Genomic DNA, 16,936 nt, shown 5'->3' on the forward strand with positions numbered 1-16,936 from the left:
CCTCCTAATAGTTTTATTTTAGAGTTAGCTCTATTACTTATTTACTAACTCAACAACAGATTATCATACACTTGTTAATGAAATTACAATATCTCATTAAAACACACCCTAAAATCATAACCGTTCCTATGCTCATTTTTTGGATTTTTTAATCACGTAACCAGAAAAATAAATCCTCTCTATTTCACGCAAATCAAAGAAGAACTAAGTAACTACCGTTTAAAGGTAGTTACTTAGTTCTTCTTTGATTATTATCTAACTTTATTATTCATTCCCCACCCTTTGCGCAGTGAGTCTTCGGTATCTTGTTTTATCTGACTGGTAGTTCTTATTATTTCTCCACGATCATCTAATTCTGGAACAATTGGATATTTTTCTCTGAACAAGTCTAGTTCTTTCACCACGTCATTAAACAAATCTTGCTTATCTTCTTGCGTAAGATTCTGTTTAATATACTCATCTAAAGCTTTTCTAAGCAATTCATCTCTTGTCATATTAGTCTCATACTTTTCTACTAAAACTCTGGAAGTCGCATTTAACAAAGTCGACAGTTTTAAAGGATGCTTGGTAGAATAAACCTTATCAAACTTTCTGATTGGTGCGCCAACTTTTTTTGTTCTTCCTCTACTCTGTCTTTCAACATTGGAGGAAGTTTTTATTTCTTGAACTTGGTGCACTTCTAATTGCTTATTTTCAGATGGTGTAATTGCTTGCTGCTTTTTCTTTGCTTCTGCTTCTTTTTTTATTTTGGCGAGTCCTTTGTTGTTCCCAAAAATATCAAGTCCTTTGATGTCAGCCAATTACTCCACCTCCGCATACCAATTCTCGTGTTCTTCCAATTCTTTCAAAATACTGATAAATAATTCGTGGCTTTTGCGATCCCATTGTTTTAAGAGACCTTTCTTTGTCTTCTCCATCGTAATACCTGATCCGTCGTATCGTTTTAAGCGCGCATTTTTGAGTACAACATTTTTAATCAAATGTTCCCCATAAATCTCTTGGGCTTGTTTATACATTTCCTGATCTACTGCGTCACCGCTTTCCAACATGAAAGGAATAACACCAGCAACATATAAATTTGTATCAAATTCTTTCACAAAAAAGTCCATATACTCAAGATATTGCATCGCATTTCTCATCGATTTTACTTGGGTCTGCAAGACGACGATTGCCCAGTCCGCAATGTACATCGCGGATTTACTATATACAGAAATAGAAGGTGGAACATCTAAATAGATGACGTCAAACTCATCAAATAATGGTTCTAGCTTTTCTTTCATATATTTGAATTGGGATAATGAATCATTATATTGGTCTTTGATCCAATCATCATACATTTCAAAGGACATGTCTGCTGGAAGTATATAGAGGTTATTGATTACTTTATAGACGGCCTCTTTAGGTGGAAGATTGTTTATCAACACGTCAGTCACAGTATTTTCGTAAACAATCGGTTCACCTTCTCCGCCTCCTTCTTCGTTAGTGAAGTTCATATGCGTTAAGTTCATCACATCAGAAGTATTTCCTTGCATATCCAAGTCAATTATCAAGGTTCTTTTTCCTTCATTAACTGCTGATTCAAACCCTAACATTTGCGCGCACGTGCTTTTACCTACGCCACCTTTAAAATTACCGATTACATATTTCTTCGCTACCACGTTCCTACCTCTTTTCTTTTAGCAATATTCATTTGATACTATTATAACATATTTATTTTTAGTTACTACCAAAAAAAAGATATATATGTACTACCTTATAATTAATAAGTAAAAGGTAGTACATAAATAAGGAAAAGCTGAAATATATTGATTTATAGCTTTCCTCAAAGTAATGACGTTATTTAATTTATCGAGAAGCAGAGAATACTCGCGACTTTAGTCATGTAGACGAATCAGATTTTCGATAAAAAAGAAGCCGTCCTTCTTAAGAACGACAACAAATCACTAGATTAATTTTTTCAACTGTTCATAAAAGTTTTCATGCGTTCCACATAACAATACTGGAATAACCTTGTTTTCTATAATCTCGTAAGCTACTCTATATGTTGTGCCCGCATATTTGAACCCACTAGACCAAATACCTGATAAACCCCCAGTTTTTTGTTCACCCTTATATGGATCAATCGCAATTTCATCATAAATTAAATTCAAAAATTTTTCTTTCAATGGCTTCTCTTTTAGCTTTTTTAAATACTTAATGACATGTTTTGAAGGAACGATTTCATAAGCCAATTTCTGTTGCCAACTCCTCTTTAGTCATTACTTTAGAATTAGTAAGTGTATCTTCAGCAATATCTCTAAAGGAAGAATGCATTTTGTTTTTTCTATTCTTAAATTCTACAAGAATCTCATCTTTATCGTAGCCTTCTGCAATTATATCAGACAAAATATCTTCGCTAAAATCATAAAATTCTTTTTGTGGTTCAACAAATTCATAAAGAATACCATTCTCTACCAACTTTGCTTCAACTTCGACTCCATTAGGAACATTAAAATCTTTAGGTACTGTCAACATGATTGAATTGCCTTGTTTTCTTGTTTTTGTAATCATTTAAATCCCTCATTTCTAACAGTATGTAATTACTTAGTAAATACATTATACCACGAGATAATGTATTTACAAGTAATTACTGTGACTCGTAATGCGTCCTTGCTGAATAAATTTCAACCACGTGTACATCTTCATCTACCTTATAAACAACCCGGTGTTGTCTATTCAATCTTCTAAAATACCTACCTTGGTTCTGTTGCAAAGTTTTAAATAAAGAATAAAATCCCTTACGGTATCTATGATTTAAGCTGGGATTCCCAATAATACCTTGATTTCAGTACAGACCGAAAACCCGAAGAGAGTGCCTTCTTTTCGGGTTTTCTTATATAATCCTCGAATGGCTTCCATGCCTTTAATCGTGGTAGAGGCAGTGCGTAAACTTCGATAGAATTTATTGCGTCTCTTTACTGGACGATGGTCTTGTTCAATCAAATTATTCAGGTATTTAATGGTACGATGTTCTGTCCCTTGATAAAAGCCGTATTCTTTTAGTTTCTTAAAGGCACTTGTAATAGAGGGGGCTCTATCTGTGACTACAACCTTCGGTTCATCAAACTGCTTCACTAACCGCTTAAGAAAAGCATAGGCTGCTTGTGTGTCCCGTTTTTTACGTAACCAAATATCCAAGGTTAAACCATCTGCACCGATGGCTCGATACAAATAATGCCATTTTCCTTTAATTTTGATGTACGTTTCATCCATTTTCCATGAATAAAAGGATTTTTTATTTTTCTTTTTCCAAATTTGATAGAGTAGTTTGCCATATTCTTGCACCCAACGATAAATCGTCGTATGAGAAACGTTAATGCCACGATCATATAAGATTTCTTGAACTTCACGATAGCTAAGGTTATAACGAAGATAGTATCCCACGGCTACAATAATCACATCCTGCTGAAATTGCTTTCCTTTAAAATGATTCATCGTCATTCCTCCTGCTATCTTTTTCTATTATTCTACCTTATTTGATAGTAGATTTAAAACTTTGCAACAGAACCCTAAAAGGACTAGCCTCATAATTTTTCCTCCTTATAAACTAAAAAAGGAAGAGATGATTTTTTAAATCATTTCATCTCTTCCTTTCCTGTGAAACTATTGTATTTTTACACGATAAGGTCATTCAATTATTTCATGTGCCAAATAACTGTTTATTTTGGATCTAATTTCAATGTCATAGCATTGATGGCAACAATTACAGTCGAAAGTGACATCAAGACGGCACCGACTGCTGGACTTAATGTTATGCCAATTGGTGCTAGTATTCCTGCAGCTATTGGGATCGCGATAAAGTTATACCCTGCTCCCCAAACAAGATTTTCTTTCATCTTACGTGTGGTCTTCTGAGCCAACTCGATAAAGGATTCAATATCGCCAGGGTCTGACTGTGTCAAGATGACATCGGCTGAATCCAATGCTACTTGAGTTCCGGCACCAACAGCTATACCAACGTCTGCTAATGCAAGAGAAGGTGCATCGTTGACCCCGTCACCGACCATGATAACTTTCTTTCCTTCTGCTTTAAGTTTTTCAACTAATTCATATTTATCTTGAGGAGATTGATTAGCTAGATAATCAATACCTAAAATTTCTGCAGTTCCTTGAGCCGCTTTTTCATTGTCACCCGTTGCCATAATCGGCTGAATCTTGTTCTTTTTAAGGGCTTGTATTAAGTCTTTACTTGTCGGTTTTAATTCATCCCCTAAAGCTACAGCACCGATTGCTTCGTCGTTTTCTACTAAGACACTGAGGGTTGCTCCTTTTGGAATATCCATATCCAGATTACGTCTATATGCTTTTTGACTGATTAATTGATAACGATGTCCGTTAGCTTGACCTTCTACACCAGCGCCAGAAATAACATCAATCGAATCAAAACTTACTGGACGTATCCCTTGCTGTTCTGCGTAACTAATAATTGACTGAGCGATAGGGTGACTAGATCCACCTTCGATACCTGACAATAAGGCAACGATTTCATCTTTCGTATATTTATCATTAAAGAGTTCAACATCTAATACTTTAAACTCACCAGTTGTTAAAGTTCCAGTTTTATCTAAAACCATAACATCTGCGTTTGTAGTCAACTCCAAAGCGTCCCGGTCTTTCACTAATAATCCCCGACTGGCCCCTAAGCTGGTACTACGAGCAGTCACCAATGGAATAGCCAGACCCAGGGCATGCGGGCAAGCAATAACTAATGTGGTGACTGTAAAAATAACTGCCGTTGGTACATCAGCGATAATCATCCATATAACAAGGGCAATAAGCGCTACAATAACCGCAATATAAAAGAGCCATCCTGCAACTTTTTGTGCAAGATTTTCTGCTCGAGAAGATTGGCCTTGAGCTTGACTGATTAATGCCTGAACCTGAGAAATGAAGGACTTATCGCCCGTCTGCTTTATTTCCACATAGAGGACTCCGCCACCATTGGTTGATCCACCGATGACCTCATCTCCGGGATTTTTTTCAATTGGTTTCGATTCCCCAGTCACAAGCGCTTCGTTTACACGGGATTCTCCGCGAATAATGATACCATCAGCTGGAACATTTTCTCCTGCTTGAACACGGATAACATCTCCAACCTGAAGTTCAGACACAGGGCGCGTCTCAATCGAATCGTCTTCTAAAACAACATGAGCATCTTTCGGCACCAACTCAGCCAATGCTTTTTGCGCGTCCCCTGCTTCACCCAATGCCTTCATTTCAATCCAGTGTCCTAATAACATGATTAAAATTAACGTTGCAAACTCAAAGAAGAAGTCCATGACATGTTCTCCAGTTACATATCGAGCGGCCACTGCGTAAACACTATAGGCATAAGAAACCGTTATTCCCAAAGTAATCAAGGACATCATGCCTGGAGCTTTTGAATTAAACTCATCTTTCGCACCCATGTAGAATGGTTTTCCGCCATAAATGTATAGAATTGTTGCCAATACAGCTGCTACAACGTCTGCATAAGGAAAGATGATTTGGAAAGGCAACTGAATATCCATCATAGGAGTAATGAGTAAGATTGCAATTCCTAATGGGAGTGACTTCAAGAAAATCTCCTTAAAGCTACCGTGATGGTGGTGGGCATGCCCTCCCATTGCGCCATGATCCATTTCACTGTGATCCATCTGACTATGATTCATCTTGCTGTGATCCATCGCACTATGATTCATCTTGCTGTGATCCATCTGACTATGTTCCATTTCATTATGGTCGTGTTTTGAGTGATCCATGTCGCCGTGATTATGATGACTATGTGACGAATGCTTTTTGTTATTCCTCATTTTTAATTCCTCCTTATTATATTAGAGACTGATTTTAAAATTTTAGAACTTTCTCATCTAACACTGCATATAATTCTCATGAAAAGGGTTCTATATTTTATCTCTATCTACTATCTATGAATAAATGGTATTCGTACTTTATACACTTAATACTGAATAGTTAGTTTCTGCTAAAGCAGCATTGAGCGTTTCGGTATCAATCTCTGTTTGACTTTCAAGTACTGCTTTTTTAGTCGCTAAATCAACCTCTACAGATTCAACCCCTTCAATAGCTGAAAATTTTTCTTGCACTGTATTGGCACAACCTGCACATTTTACGCCATCTAATAAGACTTCTTTTTTCATTATTCTATTCCCCTTTTTATTTTTTTATCTTCTCCTATTATTAGAATAGGAAGAAGTGTGAACTACTCACCACTTAGCTAAACCTGACGGTTCTTAACGCTTGAAGTGGGAGCTTCTTGGGAATAGAGCATACTTGATAGCGTATTTCTTTACTAACAGCGGTGTCTCTTATTTACCAAGCTATCCCCGTAGTTCCTACGGTTCTTGATGATTGGATCTAAGCCAATCCCATAGAATGTAGTCTTAGACCTTCGGTCAGAATATTGATACTAGCATTGATATCACGATCATGATGAGTATGACAAACAGGACAAGTCCATTCTCGAATTTCAAGAGATTTCTTGCCATCTTTATGTCCGCACTCTGAACAAATCTGACTAGACGGAAACCATTTATCTACTTTGATGATTTTTCGTCCATACCAGTCAGCCTTGTATTGTAATTTAGTCACAAACTTTGACCAAGAAACATCAGAAATACTTTTAGCTAATTTATGATTTCGCAACATACCTTTTGTGTTTAAGTCTTCAATACAGATAATATCGTGATTTTTGATCATTTCTGTACTCAACTTATTCAGAAAATCAGTACGTTGATTCATTACTTTTTCATGCAATCTAGCTACTTTGCGTTTTTGTTTTTGATAATTTTTAGCTTCAAATAGATTGGTACCTTTATTTTTAGCCAATAAAGCACGCCTAGACAATTTGCGTTGTTCACGCTTTAGTTTCTTTTCCATTTTGGACGTGAATTTATTATTATCAATTTTTTGTCCATCAGAAAGAATCGCAAAGTCCATAATGCCTAAGTCAATACCAATTGTGGAATTAGTTTTAGGTAATTCGATAATTTCTTCTTTACACAACAAAGAAATATAGTATTTACCGCTAGAATGACGTGATATTGTAGCAGATTTGATAATCCCTTTTGGTTGTCTATGAAGCTTAATTCTTACTAATGACTTCAATTTAGGAACTTTGATGAATTTACTATCAATCAAAGCAATTGTACCATTTTGATTATTCGTTGTATAACTCTGAACAGGATTTTTCTTACTTTTGAAACGTGGAAATCCAACGGATTTATCCCGAAAAAAATTCTTGTATGCTTTATCTAAATTAAGTTGGGCATTGGCTAAAGCAAGGCTATCAATTTCTTTCAAAAACGGAAATTCTTTCTTGTATTTAGCTGGTGTCGGAAAAGTCATTTTTTTAGAAGAATCATTTTTAACTTCTTCATACGCCTTTTTTCGGTCATCAAGCATTAGATTGTAGACCTTACGGACACAACCAAAAGATTTGGCAAAGAAGATTTCTTGTTCCTCTGTTGGATAGATTCTGAATTTGTATGCTTTTAGTTGTTCCATAAAGTTCACCTACTTTCTATTTATGATTGTTTCCTTGATTTTGGATATACTTCTTAATCACATCAATTGGTGCGCCACCAGTTGTCAGAAGACAAAAGCTTTTAGACCAGAACATTTCTTTCCAAAGAAATTGTTTGACTCTTGGAAAGTCACGTTTTATCAATCTTGAGCTGGCACTTTTATAGGCATTGATGAATTTTGTCAATTCTGTTTTAGGTTGAGCTTTGAACATAATATGAACGTGGTCTTTATCATGATTCCACTCCACTAAAGTAATGTGATACGATTCTGAAATTCTTTCAAAAGTAGTTTTGGCATAATCAGATATTTCATCATCAATCACTTGTCTACGATATTTCGTTACTAAAACAAGGTGGTAATAAAGAAGAAATACTGAATGATTATTTGTATCTAATTCCATGTTATATCAACTCATTTCTTGTATAGACTGATTGTAACATGGGACAAAATAAAAAGGCAATACGCCTTAGTTGTCGGTCTTCGAGTTACCAACGGTAACCCTCATACCGAACGGCATTCATCACCCACCTATAGAGGATGGGCGACTTCTGCCTAATTCTGTTAAATCCCAGATAAGCTACGTGTTTTCTAAACAACTGCTGGTTTGAATCGTCTTAACCGTAAAGCATTGAGCAAGACCGATACGGAGCTGAAACTCATGGCGACTGCCGCAAACATTGGATTCATCAATGGTCCGCCAAAAATATACAAGAGACCCATCGCGACTGGAATACCTACAAGGTTGTAAGCAAAAGCCCAGAACAAGTTTTGTTTAATGTTTCGTAGCGTTGCATGACTTAAATCAATCGCAGTCAATACAGCGGTTAAATCATTACGCATAAGGACAATATCAGCCGATTCAATCGCCACGTCTGTACCTGATCCAACTGCAATACCGATATCTGCTTGAGCTAATGCGGGTGCATCGTTAATGCCGTCTCCAACCATCGCTACCTTCTTGCCTGCCTCTTGTAGTTTTTTGACTTCCTCTGCTTTATCTTCAGGTAATACTTCACTTAATACACTGTCTATACCCACTTGCTTAGCAATCGCTTTGGCTGTACGTTTGTTATCTCCAGTAATCATGATTACTTCAACACCGCGTCTTCTAAGTTCTTTAACAGCCTTCATACTATTTTCCTTGAGTGTGTCAGCTACTGCGATAATTCCAGCTAGTTCTCCATCAACAGAGAGATACATCGGTGTTTTTCCTTCGTCTGCTAAACGATTGGATTCTTTTTCCATGCTTGATAAATCAATCTTTTGCTCTAGCATCAGTTTACGGTTTCCAATGTACATATCTTTGCCCTCAATTTCAACTCGAATCCCGTGTCCAGGAATCGCTTCAAAATGATCTGGTTTAGCTAATGTCATGTTCTCTTCTTTTGATTTTTGTACGATGGCTTCGCCTAATGGGTGTTCAGAACCTGTTTCACCAGAAGCTGCATAATATAAAAGATTTTCTTTAGTAATAAGAGGAGTTACCAAAATATCCGTCACGATAGGTTTACCTTCTGTCAGTGTCCCTGTTTTATCAAATACAATCGTGTCTAAATTATGAGTGGTTTCTAACGCCTCACCACTTTGGTGTTAGTATCAAATCTTAGACAGCTTTTCGTAGAGACAAGAATAAATTAAACTTATCTACGAGAGGATGAATTTTTATGACCCGATATGAAGAAAATTTTAAACAAATGATTGTTGAACTGAATCAAACTGGACGTTCTGTTCGAGGGTTAGCGAAAGAATATGGCTTATCTGAAGCAACGATTTACAAATGGAAGAATTTATATTTACCTGATCAGTCCACAGGACTGACTGGAAAAGAAGTAGCTGAACTGAGAAAAGAAAATGCTCGTTTAAATGAGGAACTTGAAATCTTAAAAAAAGCCGCAGCCATATTCTCTCGGAAAACCTAAATTCGCTTGTTCAATTTATTGAAAAATGGTGTAAGGATTACACTGTTTCTTTGTTGTGTCGGTTATTAGAAATCCCTAGAAGTGTCTATTATTTTTATAAGAATAAACCGTTGACAGCTACAGAAATCAGAAATAATAAGTTGAAAAAGAAGATTTCAACAATTTTTTTTACGAATAAACAACGCTATGGTGCCACAAAGATCCATCAAGTTTTATTAAAAGAAGGGATTTCAGTATCTCTTAAACATGTCCAAAAGCTAATGAAACAATTAAATTTAAGGTCGATTGTAGTTAAAAAATATAGACCTCAAAGGTCTAATAAACCGATCATTTCAAAAGAGAATCTCTTAAATCAGGACTTTTCTACTGAAACGATCTGTGAGAAATGGGCAGCTGACATTACGTACATTCCTACTAAGAAAAATGGTTGGTGTTACTTATCTTCAATCATGGATTTACACACGAAAAAAATTATTAGTTATACATTTTCAAAACGAATGACTGTGGATTGTGTCATTCAAACATTGAATAAAGCAAAAATACATTATCACATTCCAGAAGGAATGATTCTACACACTGACTTGGGCAGCCAATACACAGCAAGAGAAGTGGAACAATGGCTTAAAACCAACAAAATAAGGCATTCTTATAGTAGAAAAGGAACACCTTATGATAATGCTGGAATCGAATCTTTCCATGCCTCATTGAAAAAAGAAGAAGTCTACACGACTAGCTACTCAGATTTTGAAGAAGCAAATCGAGCGCTATTTAGCTACATTGAAGGATTTTATAACCGAAATCGAATCCATAGCTCGATTCACTATCTAACCCCACAGGAATTTGAAGAATTAGCAAAAGAAAAAATGGCTTAACCGTCTCTACTAAAATGTGTCCAAGATATTGACTCAAATCCAATTTCTCTTTACCAACATCATTTGACAAAGAGCCCTAAATTTTCATTGGTTTAGTATATAAAATTACTCATTATTTTCGTCATATTCCATCTCATCTTCAGTTACCCACATATGATTCTTAACTTCTTCTTGACCATCGGTTGGAGTGTAATTAACAACGTAAACAGTTCCTGTAATAGATTTATCTACTTTTGCTTCAGCTCCCATCATCCCATCCATGTGATCGGCATTCAAGATAACAGTATCGCCCTCATTTGCTACAGTCTCAGTATTTTTTAACTCTTCTTGTACTACCCATCGATGATTGTTAACCATTGGTCCCCCAGTTTTTGGCTCATAGCTTACTTCATACATTGTAGTATCAAAGGCCCCTACAACTTGAGCATTTGCACCTTTCATCCCTTCCATATGATCGCCTAGCAGTATAACATTACTTCCCACCGGGAATTTAGGGTTCGCAGCATCTTTCATTGAAGAAGGAACCATACCTTCGTGATTCATTCCCTCCATACTATTCATTTCACTAGACGCTGTAGAAGTCGATTCCTCGTTTGTGCTTTTAGAATTATTCGATTGGTTCTGTTGCAAAGTTTTAAATCTACTATCAAATAAGGTAGAATAATAGAAAAAGATAGCAGGAGGAATGACGATGAATCATTTTAAAGGAAAGCAATTTCAGCAGGATGTGATTATTGTAGCCGTGGGCTACTATCTTCGTTATAACCTTAGCTATCGTGAAGTTCAAGAAATCTTATATGATCGTGGCATTAACGTTTCTCATACGACGATTTATCGTTGGGTGCAAGAATATGGCAAACTACTCTATCAAATTTGGAAAAAGAAAAATAAAAAATCCTTTTATTCATGGAAAATGGATGAAACGTACATCAAAATTAAAGGAAAATGGCATTATTTGTATCGAGCCATCGATGCAGATGGTTTAACCTTGGATATTTGGTTACGTAAAAAACGGGACACACAAGCAGCCTATGCTTTTCTTAAGCGGTTAGTGAAGCAGTTTGATGAACCGAAGGTTGTAGTCACAGATAAAGCCCCCTCTATTACAAGTGCCTTTAAGAAACTAAAAGAATACGGCTTTTATCAAGGGACAGAACATCGTACCATTAAATACCTGAATAATTTGATTGAACAAGACCATCGTCCAGTAAAGAGACGCAATAAATTCTATCGAAGTTTACGCACTGCCTCTACCACGATTAAAGGCATGGAAGCCATTCGAGGATTATATAAGAAAACCCGAAAAGAAGGCACTCTCTTCGGGTTTTCGGTCTGTACTGAAATCAAGGTATTATTGGGAATCCCAGCTTAAATCATAGATACCGTAAGGGATTTTATTCTTTATTTAAAACTTTGCAACAGAACCCAAACAGTAAATGACACGTTACAGACTGCAAAATGTACCAACTGAAAAAAGAAAGTATCTGAGGTAGAGTAACGAACGGTTAGCTTTTACCATTCGAGGAAAGGTGTTAGTCAAATACAAATATCTTTGCAAAGAAATAAGTTGGGTTTGGAACGAGGAGCAACTGCACCGCAAGTGGAACAACTTATTTTATCCTTCTTAGGTTTTTCTTTTTGGTGTTTTATGTAAAAGAAAAACCTAGCTTTTTTTGCTAGGCTTTTCTTTTACATTTCTTTAATTTTCAAATTTTTTATTTCCCACTCAAACCATTCGCTAAAATCTTGTTTAAAGCCGTTAATAGAATATTGCTCTTGTTCTTCTGCTTCTTTATCGTTTTGAGGGTCTAAGTAGGTCGGTTTATCTTTTGGTCTTGCGTATACACCTATCCATGTTTTAAAATCGCCCTCAAAACTGCTATCTATGATAAAGCCTTGCTCTTTTAGCTCTTCTCTTACTTGAGCTTTTAGATATTGCTGTTCTTGTGTTCCAAAAAACTCATTTTCTGTAAAATCTTCTAATTGTAATTTTTTTGTTTTTTCCATTTTCTTTTCCTCTTTTCTTTTTTTTGATTTTTAGTTTTTTGACAACCATTTTTGTTAGGCGTTTGAGGAAGTGAAGCTGTTTTCCTCATGTTTTAAAAGCTAGAAATAAATTACAGTGTACGCTCCTTTCTTTTTTCGTTTTGTTGGTTCATTTTCGCCAGTGTGTTCGTGTCGTTTGCTGTGACGAGTACGCAACATAGACACAAAGAAAACACAAGGGCGAGCTTGCTCGTTTATATACCCTTGTGTTTTCGACTGGATAGGTTAAGGTAACAAACAGTAAATGACACGTTACAGACTGCAAAATGTACCAACTGAAAAAAGAAAGAATACCGTTGTGTGTTTTATTTCTCGATCAGCTTTTAAAACATGGGGTCCCGAGCGCCTACGAGGAATTTGTATCGATAAGAAATAGATTTAAAAATTTCGCTGTTATTTTGTACATTTAACTTGACGGTGACATCTCTCTATTGTGAGTTATTAGTGGTACAGTTTTCAACAGTTTTAATTATAAAAAAGTGGTGCATTTTTAAATTGGCACAAACAGGTAACGGTTATTGCAGGTGTATTTCTTATCTATGGGTTTAACATGGATTTTATCATTAAAATCATGAGTATTGTCCGAGAGTGATTGGTCTTGCGTATGGTTAACCCTAAAGTTATGGAAATAAGACTTAGAAGCAAACTTAAGAGTGTGTTGAGCATTATCTTAAAATTTTGTATAATAGGAATTGAAGTTAAATTAGATGCTAAAAATTTGTAATTAAGAAGGAGGGATTCGTCATGTTGGTATTCCAAATGCGTTATGTAGATAAAACATCTACTGTTTTGAAACAGACTAAAAACAGTGATTACGCAGATAAATAAATACGTTAGATTAATTCCTACCAGTGACTAATCTTATGACTTTTTAAACAGATAACTAAAATTACAAACAAATCGTTTAACTTCTGTATTTGTTTATAGATGTAATCACTTCAGGAGTGTTTACATGAACAAAAATATAAAATATTCTCAAAACTTTTTAACGAGTGAAAAAGTACTCAACCAAATAATAAAACAATTGAATTTAAAAGAAACCGATACCGTTTACGAAATTGGAACAGGTAAAGGGCATTTAACGACGAAACTGGCTAAAATAAGTAAACAGGTAACGTCTATTGAATTAGACAGTCATCTATTCAACTTATCGTCAGAAAAATTAAAACTGAATACTCGTGTCACTTTAATTCACCAAGATATTCTACAGTTTCAATTCCCTAACAAACAGAGGTATAAAATTGTTGGGAGTATTCCTTACCATTTAAGCACACAAATTATTAAAAAAGTGGTTTTTGAAAGCCATGCGTCTGACATCTATCTGATTGTTGAAGAAGGATTCTACAAGCGTACCTTGGATATTCACCGAACACTAGGGTTGCTCTTGCACACTCAAGTCTCGATTCAGCAATTGCTTAAGCTGCCAGCGGAATGCTTTCATCCTAAACCAAAAGTAAACAGTGTCTTAATAAAACTTACCCGCCATACCACAGATGTTCCAGATAAATATTGGAAGCTATATACGTACTTTGTTTCAAAATGGGTCAATCGAGAATATCGTCAACTGTTTACTAAAAATCAGTTTCATCAAGCAATGAAACACGCCAAAGTAAACAATTTAAGTACCGTTACTTATGAGCAAGTATTGTCTATTTTTAATAGTTATCTATTATTTAACGGGAGGAAATAATTCTATGAGTCGCTTTTGTAAATTTGGAAAGTTACACGTTACTAAAGGGAATGTAGATAAATTATTAGGTATAGGGCACCTCTAATAACTACCAATTAATTCACCTCAAAATGAAATTAGAAAAAAACAGCGAAATTTTTAAATCTATTTCTTATCGATACAAATTCCTCGTAGGCGCTCGGGACCCCAACATGAGGAAATGTTTTTATAAAAAAAGAGTAGTTACCGTTTTTTGGTAACTACTCTTTTCCTTTTTTAATGTTTAAAGTCCTGGAAGTTTAGGTGTCTTGGGTATTGGTGGTGTAGGTGGCTGCAAGCTTTCTAATTTTTGTTGAATTACTTTAAATTCAGGGGCTTCTTGGTGTTTATTTAGAACCATTTTTTGCTCTATTCGTTCTAAAGTTGGTTGAATTTCTTTACTTGATACTTTACGATTCAATTCTTTTTCTAAGGTCTCTTTCGGGCTAATGGAAGGCGTTTCTAAGCTTGAATAGAGTTTCACTCCTTCTCTATTGTAAAGCCTTATATCGCTAAATAAGCCCGTTTTATGAAGGGTTTCTAAATTGGTCGGTAGGTTTTGACAACAATATCATGCGCTTGTTTTGGTGGTGCCCTAGCTGTCATTGGATCATCTGCATACAATAAGATCCATGAAAGGCCATCTGCTGCCAATGAGCGCCTTGAGATTGGTAATTGGGAAGCTGATACTGTAGCCGGTAAAACAGGTAGGGCTCGTATTGTAACTCTAGTCGATCGTAGATCTCGTTTCTCCCTACTTGGTAAAGTTGAAAAGAAAATCTCTAAAAATGTGGTTGATTGTATGATCAATCTACTAAGAAATGTAGGAGAAGATAAATGTAAAACCGTTACACCCGATAGAGGAAAAGAATTCTCCCAACATAGTCGAATAACGCTAGAATTAAATGGCACTAAAGTGTATTTTCCAGATCCACATGCTCCATGGCAACGTGGTACAAACGAAAATACTAATGGTTTATTACGAGAATATTCACCCAAAGGTGAAGATATTTCAGGTATTTTCGATAGTCAAATTCAAGAATGGGCGAATAAATTAAACACGCGACCACGGAAATGTCTAAATTGGAAAACCCCTTATGAAGTATTTTTTAATGAATCGTTGCACTTAATTTGACAATTGAAGCCATAAAAAAACCGCTCAAATCGACTTTCGTAAATATGAACGGTTTTTTAGAAATTCAATTTTTAAGCGCCTTCTACCATATCACGGCGTTTGTATCCTAAATAGCCGACAAATAAGAAGACGATACTGATAACAGTAATTACTGCAAAAATCGTTCCATCAAATTTTTCCATCGGTAAGCGTGGAATCCAACTTTGAATTGCAGTTTTTGAGAACCAATCCGGCAAATCTAAGATTCCGCCGAAATAATTCAAAGCAAAGGAATAGCCTAGATAAGCATAGATTACTTTTCCAAATTTTGGCAACCAGCCTAACGCTAAAGCAGCCAAACCAATATAAAATAAGATGGAAGGGAGAAAATTGTATCCAGCAGCTAAGAAATCGGTCAGATCCATAGTCGATTCATTTTTCATCGCAGAAATCGCCGTTCCACCTAATCCCGCTGATGCTAAGCCAATGCCTACGACTCCAGCAAAAATAGCTAAAAATATCGTTGTCCAATATAATTGGCCTCGCGTAATCTTCGTTACATACAGTTGACTCAGATGCAGTCTTGTTTCTTCTGCAAATAATTTATTGACCACCGCGATTGGCAAGATTGTGACTAATCCAATCATTACCATCATGATCGTTGCCGTAAAGGATTCTTCAATGGAAACGCCAGATTGAGTGAACATTTGTTTCATCAGTTCATTTCCGCCAAGAAAGACTTGCATGTCTCCATAAATGGAGCCATACGCAGCTCCCATAACCACAAATGCGATCATCCAACCAATCATTACTCCTTTATTAATCTTGAAAAACAAACCAGGTACAGAAAGTAGTGATTTCTTCGCCGTCGCACGTCCTTCTCGTTCAGGAAGATAACCTGCGCCCATGTCGCGATGTTCTTCCAACACAAACGCAAGTACGGTAAAAACAAGACTAAAAATCAAAGCAAATAATAATGGTAGCCAGTTATTTTTTGTGAAAGGATAGGTCAAGTAAATCCATCCCATTGGATTGAACATTGATAGATCAAGATTAGACACATCTGTTCCAGCGCGCACAATATACAAAAGTCCTATAAGACTTAATGTCGAGCCGGTTGCTCCAGTAGAAGTCGCCATAATCTGCGACATCACAAGTGCCAATACACCACCGATAATTCCCGCCAATGCAATTGATCCTCCGAACAAGAAAGCTCCTTCGGCATCAATCGTTTTTACACCAAAACTCATCATGAGTCCGCCGATTAAAAGACCTAATAAAAGATTGATCAACAGCATCTCATTGATAACAGCTAATGAATTGGCTTGTCGTCCTACTCGAAATGAGCGAACCAATTCAGTCAAACCTAATTCTTCTTCTTTTCGCGTGTGGCTCACCACATGGAGTGCTGAGATAATCATTGCGAACAATCCGCAAAACAGCAACATCTCTTGAGCATACATCGCTCCTAAAGTATAATCCGTACCTATTTTGATTGGTGTAGGTCCAACCATCGAGATCATCGCTGGATTTTGCATCGTTTCAAACATCCCTAAAAGGCCTTGTCCTTTAGCAATCTCTTCAAATGCTGGTACATATGCTCCTGAGAACAAACCCAAACCTAAAACCCAAACAATTATTTTTTTCCAATCGCGTTTCACGTATTGAATGAACAATACGTTCCAACGGGCAAATTTTTCATTCATTTTCTTTT

The 16,936-nt window shown here is 36.1% G+C and carries 15 protein-coding genes and 5 pseudogenes; 5 read left to right on the forward strand and 15 right to left on the reverse strand.

The genetic code is table 11. The features are described from left to right. Positions 1–251: 251 nt before the first annotated feature. The 11 genes and pseudogenes from IGL70_RS13525 to IGL70_RS13575 all read right to left on the reverse strand — a co-directional run. The gene (locus IGL70_RS13525) at positions 252–800 is read right to left on the reverse strand and encodes a hypothetical protein (protein ID WP_002292681.1); all 549 of its coding nucleotides are present in this window, start codon (positions 798–800) and stop codon (positions 252–254) included. Further along, positions 801–1,658 carry a ParA family protein gene (locus IGL70_RS13530; protein WP_002292680.1) on the reverse strand — a complete coding sequence of 286 codons (858 nt, stop codon included), beginning with the start codon at positions 1,656–1,658 and terminating at the stop codon, positions 801–803. A gap of 285 nt (positions 1,659–1,943) precedes the next feature. Next, positions 1,944–2,231 carry a type II toxin-antitoxin system RelE/ParE family toxin gene (locus IGL70_RS13535; RefSeq protein ID WP_002311051.1) on the reverse strand — a complete coding sequence of 96 codons (288 nt, stop codon included), beginning with the start codon at positions 2,229–2,231 and terminating at the stop codon, positions 1,944–1,946. Next, positions 2,221–2,550: an AbrB/MazE/SpoVT family DNA-binding domain-containing protein gene (locus IGL70_RS13540; protein WP_002292678.1), complete on the reverse strand. Its 330-nt coding sequence runs from the start codon at positions 2,548–2,550 to the stop codon at positions 2,221–2,223. Before IGL70_RS13540 ends, IGL70_RS13535 begins: the two co-directional genes overlap by 11 nt. A 76-nt stretch (positions 2,551–2,626) precedes the next feature. Next, positions 2,627–2,740, reverse strand: a pseudogene (locus tag IGL70_RS13545) (Txe/YoeB family addiction module toxin); the annotation flags it as partial. A 53-nt stretch (positions 2,741–2,793) separates the two neighbouring features. Further along, entirely contained in the window at positions 2,794–3,474 is a 681-nt protein-coding gene (locus IGL70_RS13550; protein ID WP_002346958.1) for an IS6-like element IS1216 family transposase, read from the reverse strand. A gap of 224 nt (positions 3,475–3,698) precedes the next feature. After that, the gene (gene tcrB / locus IGL70_RS13555) at positions 3,699–5,831 is read right to left on the reverse strand and encodes a copper-translocating P-type ATPase TcrB (RefSeq protein WP_002346660.1); all 2,133 of its coding nucleotides are present in this window, start codon (positions 5,829–5,831) and stop codon (positions 3,699–3,701) included. Between the two features lie 138 nt (positions 5,832–5,969). Continuing rightward, positions 5,970–6,176: a copper chaperone TcrZ gene (tcrZ, locus tag IGL70_RS13560; protein ID WP_002335389.1), complete on the reverse strand. Its 207-nt coding sequence runs from the start codon at positions 6,174–6,176 to the stop codon at positions 5,970–5,972. A 217-nt stretch (positions 6,177–6,393) separates the two neighbouring features. Next, complete coding sequence (gene tnpB / locus IGL70_RS13565) at positions 6,394–7,542, reverse strand: IS200/IS605 family element RNA-guided endonuclease TnpB (RefSeq protein ID WP_002323589.1); 1,149 nt, start codon at positions 7,540–7,542, stop codon at positions 6,394–6,396. A gap of 16 nt (positions 7,543–7,558) precedes the next feature. Next, complete coding sequence (gene tnpA / locus IGL70_RS13570) at positions 7,559–7,963, reverse strand: IS200/IS605-like element ISEfa4 family transposase (RefSeq protein ID WP_002287522.1); 405 nt, start codon at positions 7,961–7,963, stop codon at positions 7,559–7,561. Positions 7,964–8,151: 188 nt separating this feature from the next. Continuing rightward, positions 8,152–9,150, reverse strand: a pseudogene (locus IGL70_RS13575) (heavy metal translocating P-type ATPase); the annotation flags it as partial. A gap of 77 nt (positions 9,151–9,227) precedes the next feature. Here IGL70_RS13575 and IGL70_RS13580 point away from each other — a divergent pair. Continuing rightward, positions 9,228–10,354, forward strand: a protein-coding gene (locus IGL70_RS13580) for an IS3 family transposase (protein ID WP_094850654.1) whose coding sequence is annotated in 2 segments (ribosomal slippage) — positions 9,228–9,456 and positions 9,456–10,354 — 1,128 coding nt in all. Because the reading frame shifts where the segments join, the coding sequence is not laid out codon by codon here. Positions 10,355–10,459: 105 nt separating this feature from the next. Here the strand turns inward: IGL70_RS13580 and IGL70_RS13585 are convergent. Further along, the gene (locus IGL70_RS13585; RefSeq protein WP_438734872.1) at positions 10,460–10,984 is read right to left on the reverse strand and encodes a YdhK family protein; all 525 of its coding nucleotides are present in this window, start codon (positions 10,982–10,984) and stop codon (positions 10,460–10,462) included. 61 nt (positions 10,985–11,045) lie between these two features. Here IGL70_RS13585 and IGL70_RS13590 point away from each other — a divergent pair, with 61 nt between their 5' ends. Further along, entirely contained in the window at positions 11,046–11,726 is a 681-nt protein-coding gene (locus tag IGL70_RS13590; RefSeq protein ID WP_001015311.1) for an IS6-like element IS1216 family transposase, read from the forward strand. Positions 11,727–12,043: 317 nt separating this feature from the next. Here the strand turns inward: IGL70_RS13590 and IGL70_RS13595 are convergent, their stop codons facing one another. Then, on the reverse strand, positions 12,044–12,361 hold the full coding sequence (locus IGL70_RS13595) for a hypothetical protein (RefSeq protein ID WP_002300567.1): 318 nt from the start codon (positions 12,359–12,361) through the stop codon (positions 12,044–12,046). 783 nt (positions 12,362–13,144) lie between these two features. Between IGL70_RS13595 and IGL70_RS13600 the strand changes: the two genes are divergently transcribed. Together IGL70_RS13600 and erm(B) are read left to right on the forward strand one after the other, a co-directional pair. Beyond that, entirely contained in the window at positions 13,145–13,228 is an 84-nt protein-coding gene (locus IGL70_RS13600; RefSeq protein WP_031929417.1) for a 23S rRNA methyltransferase attenuator leader peptide ErmL, read from the forward strand. A gap of 118 nt (positions 13,229–13,346) precedes the next feature. Further along, positions 13,347–14,090: pseudogene (gene erm(B) / locus IGL70_RS13605) on the forward strand (23S rRNA (adenine(2058)-N(6))-methyltransferase Erm(B)); the annotation flags it as partial. Between the two features lie 262 nt (positions 14,091–14,352). On the opposite strand, the pseudogene IGL70_RS13610 reads toward erm(B), so the two are convergent. Then, a pseudogene (locus IGL70_RS13610) lies at positions 14,353–14,732 on the reverse strand (zeta toxin family protein); the annotation flags it as partial. Between IGL70_RS13610 and IGL70_RS13615 the strand changes: the two are divergent. Further along, positions 14,731–15,243: pseudogene (locus IGL70_RS13615) on the forward strand (IS30 family transposase); the annotation flags it as partial. The pseudogenes IGL70_RS13610 and IGL70_RS13615 overlap by 2 nt on opposite strands. Before the next feature lie 71 nt (positions 15,244–15,314). On the opposite strand, the gene narB reads toward IGL70_RS13615, so the two are convergent. Further along, on the reverse strand, positions 15,315–16,928 hold the full coding sequence (narB, locus tag IGL70_RS13620; protein ID WP_104765523.1) for an ionophore ABC transporter permease subunit NarB: 1,614 nt from the start codon (positions 16,926–16,928) through the stop codon (positions 15,315–15,317). Positions 16,929–16,936: the final 8 nt, after the last annotated feature.

The organism is Enterococcus sp. DIV0901a (assembly GCF_051711525.1).
GTDB classification, from domain to species: Bacteria; Bacillota; Bacilli; order Lactobacillales; family Enterococcaceae; genus Enterococcus_B; species Enterococcus_B faecium.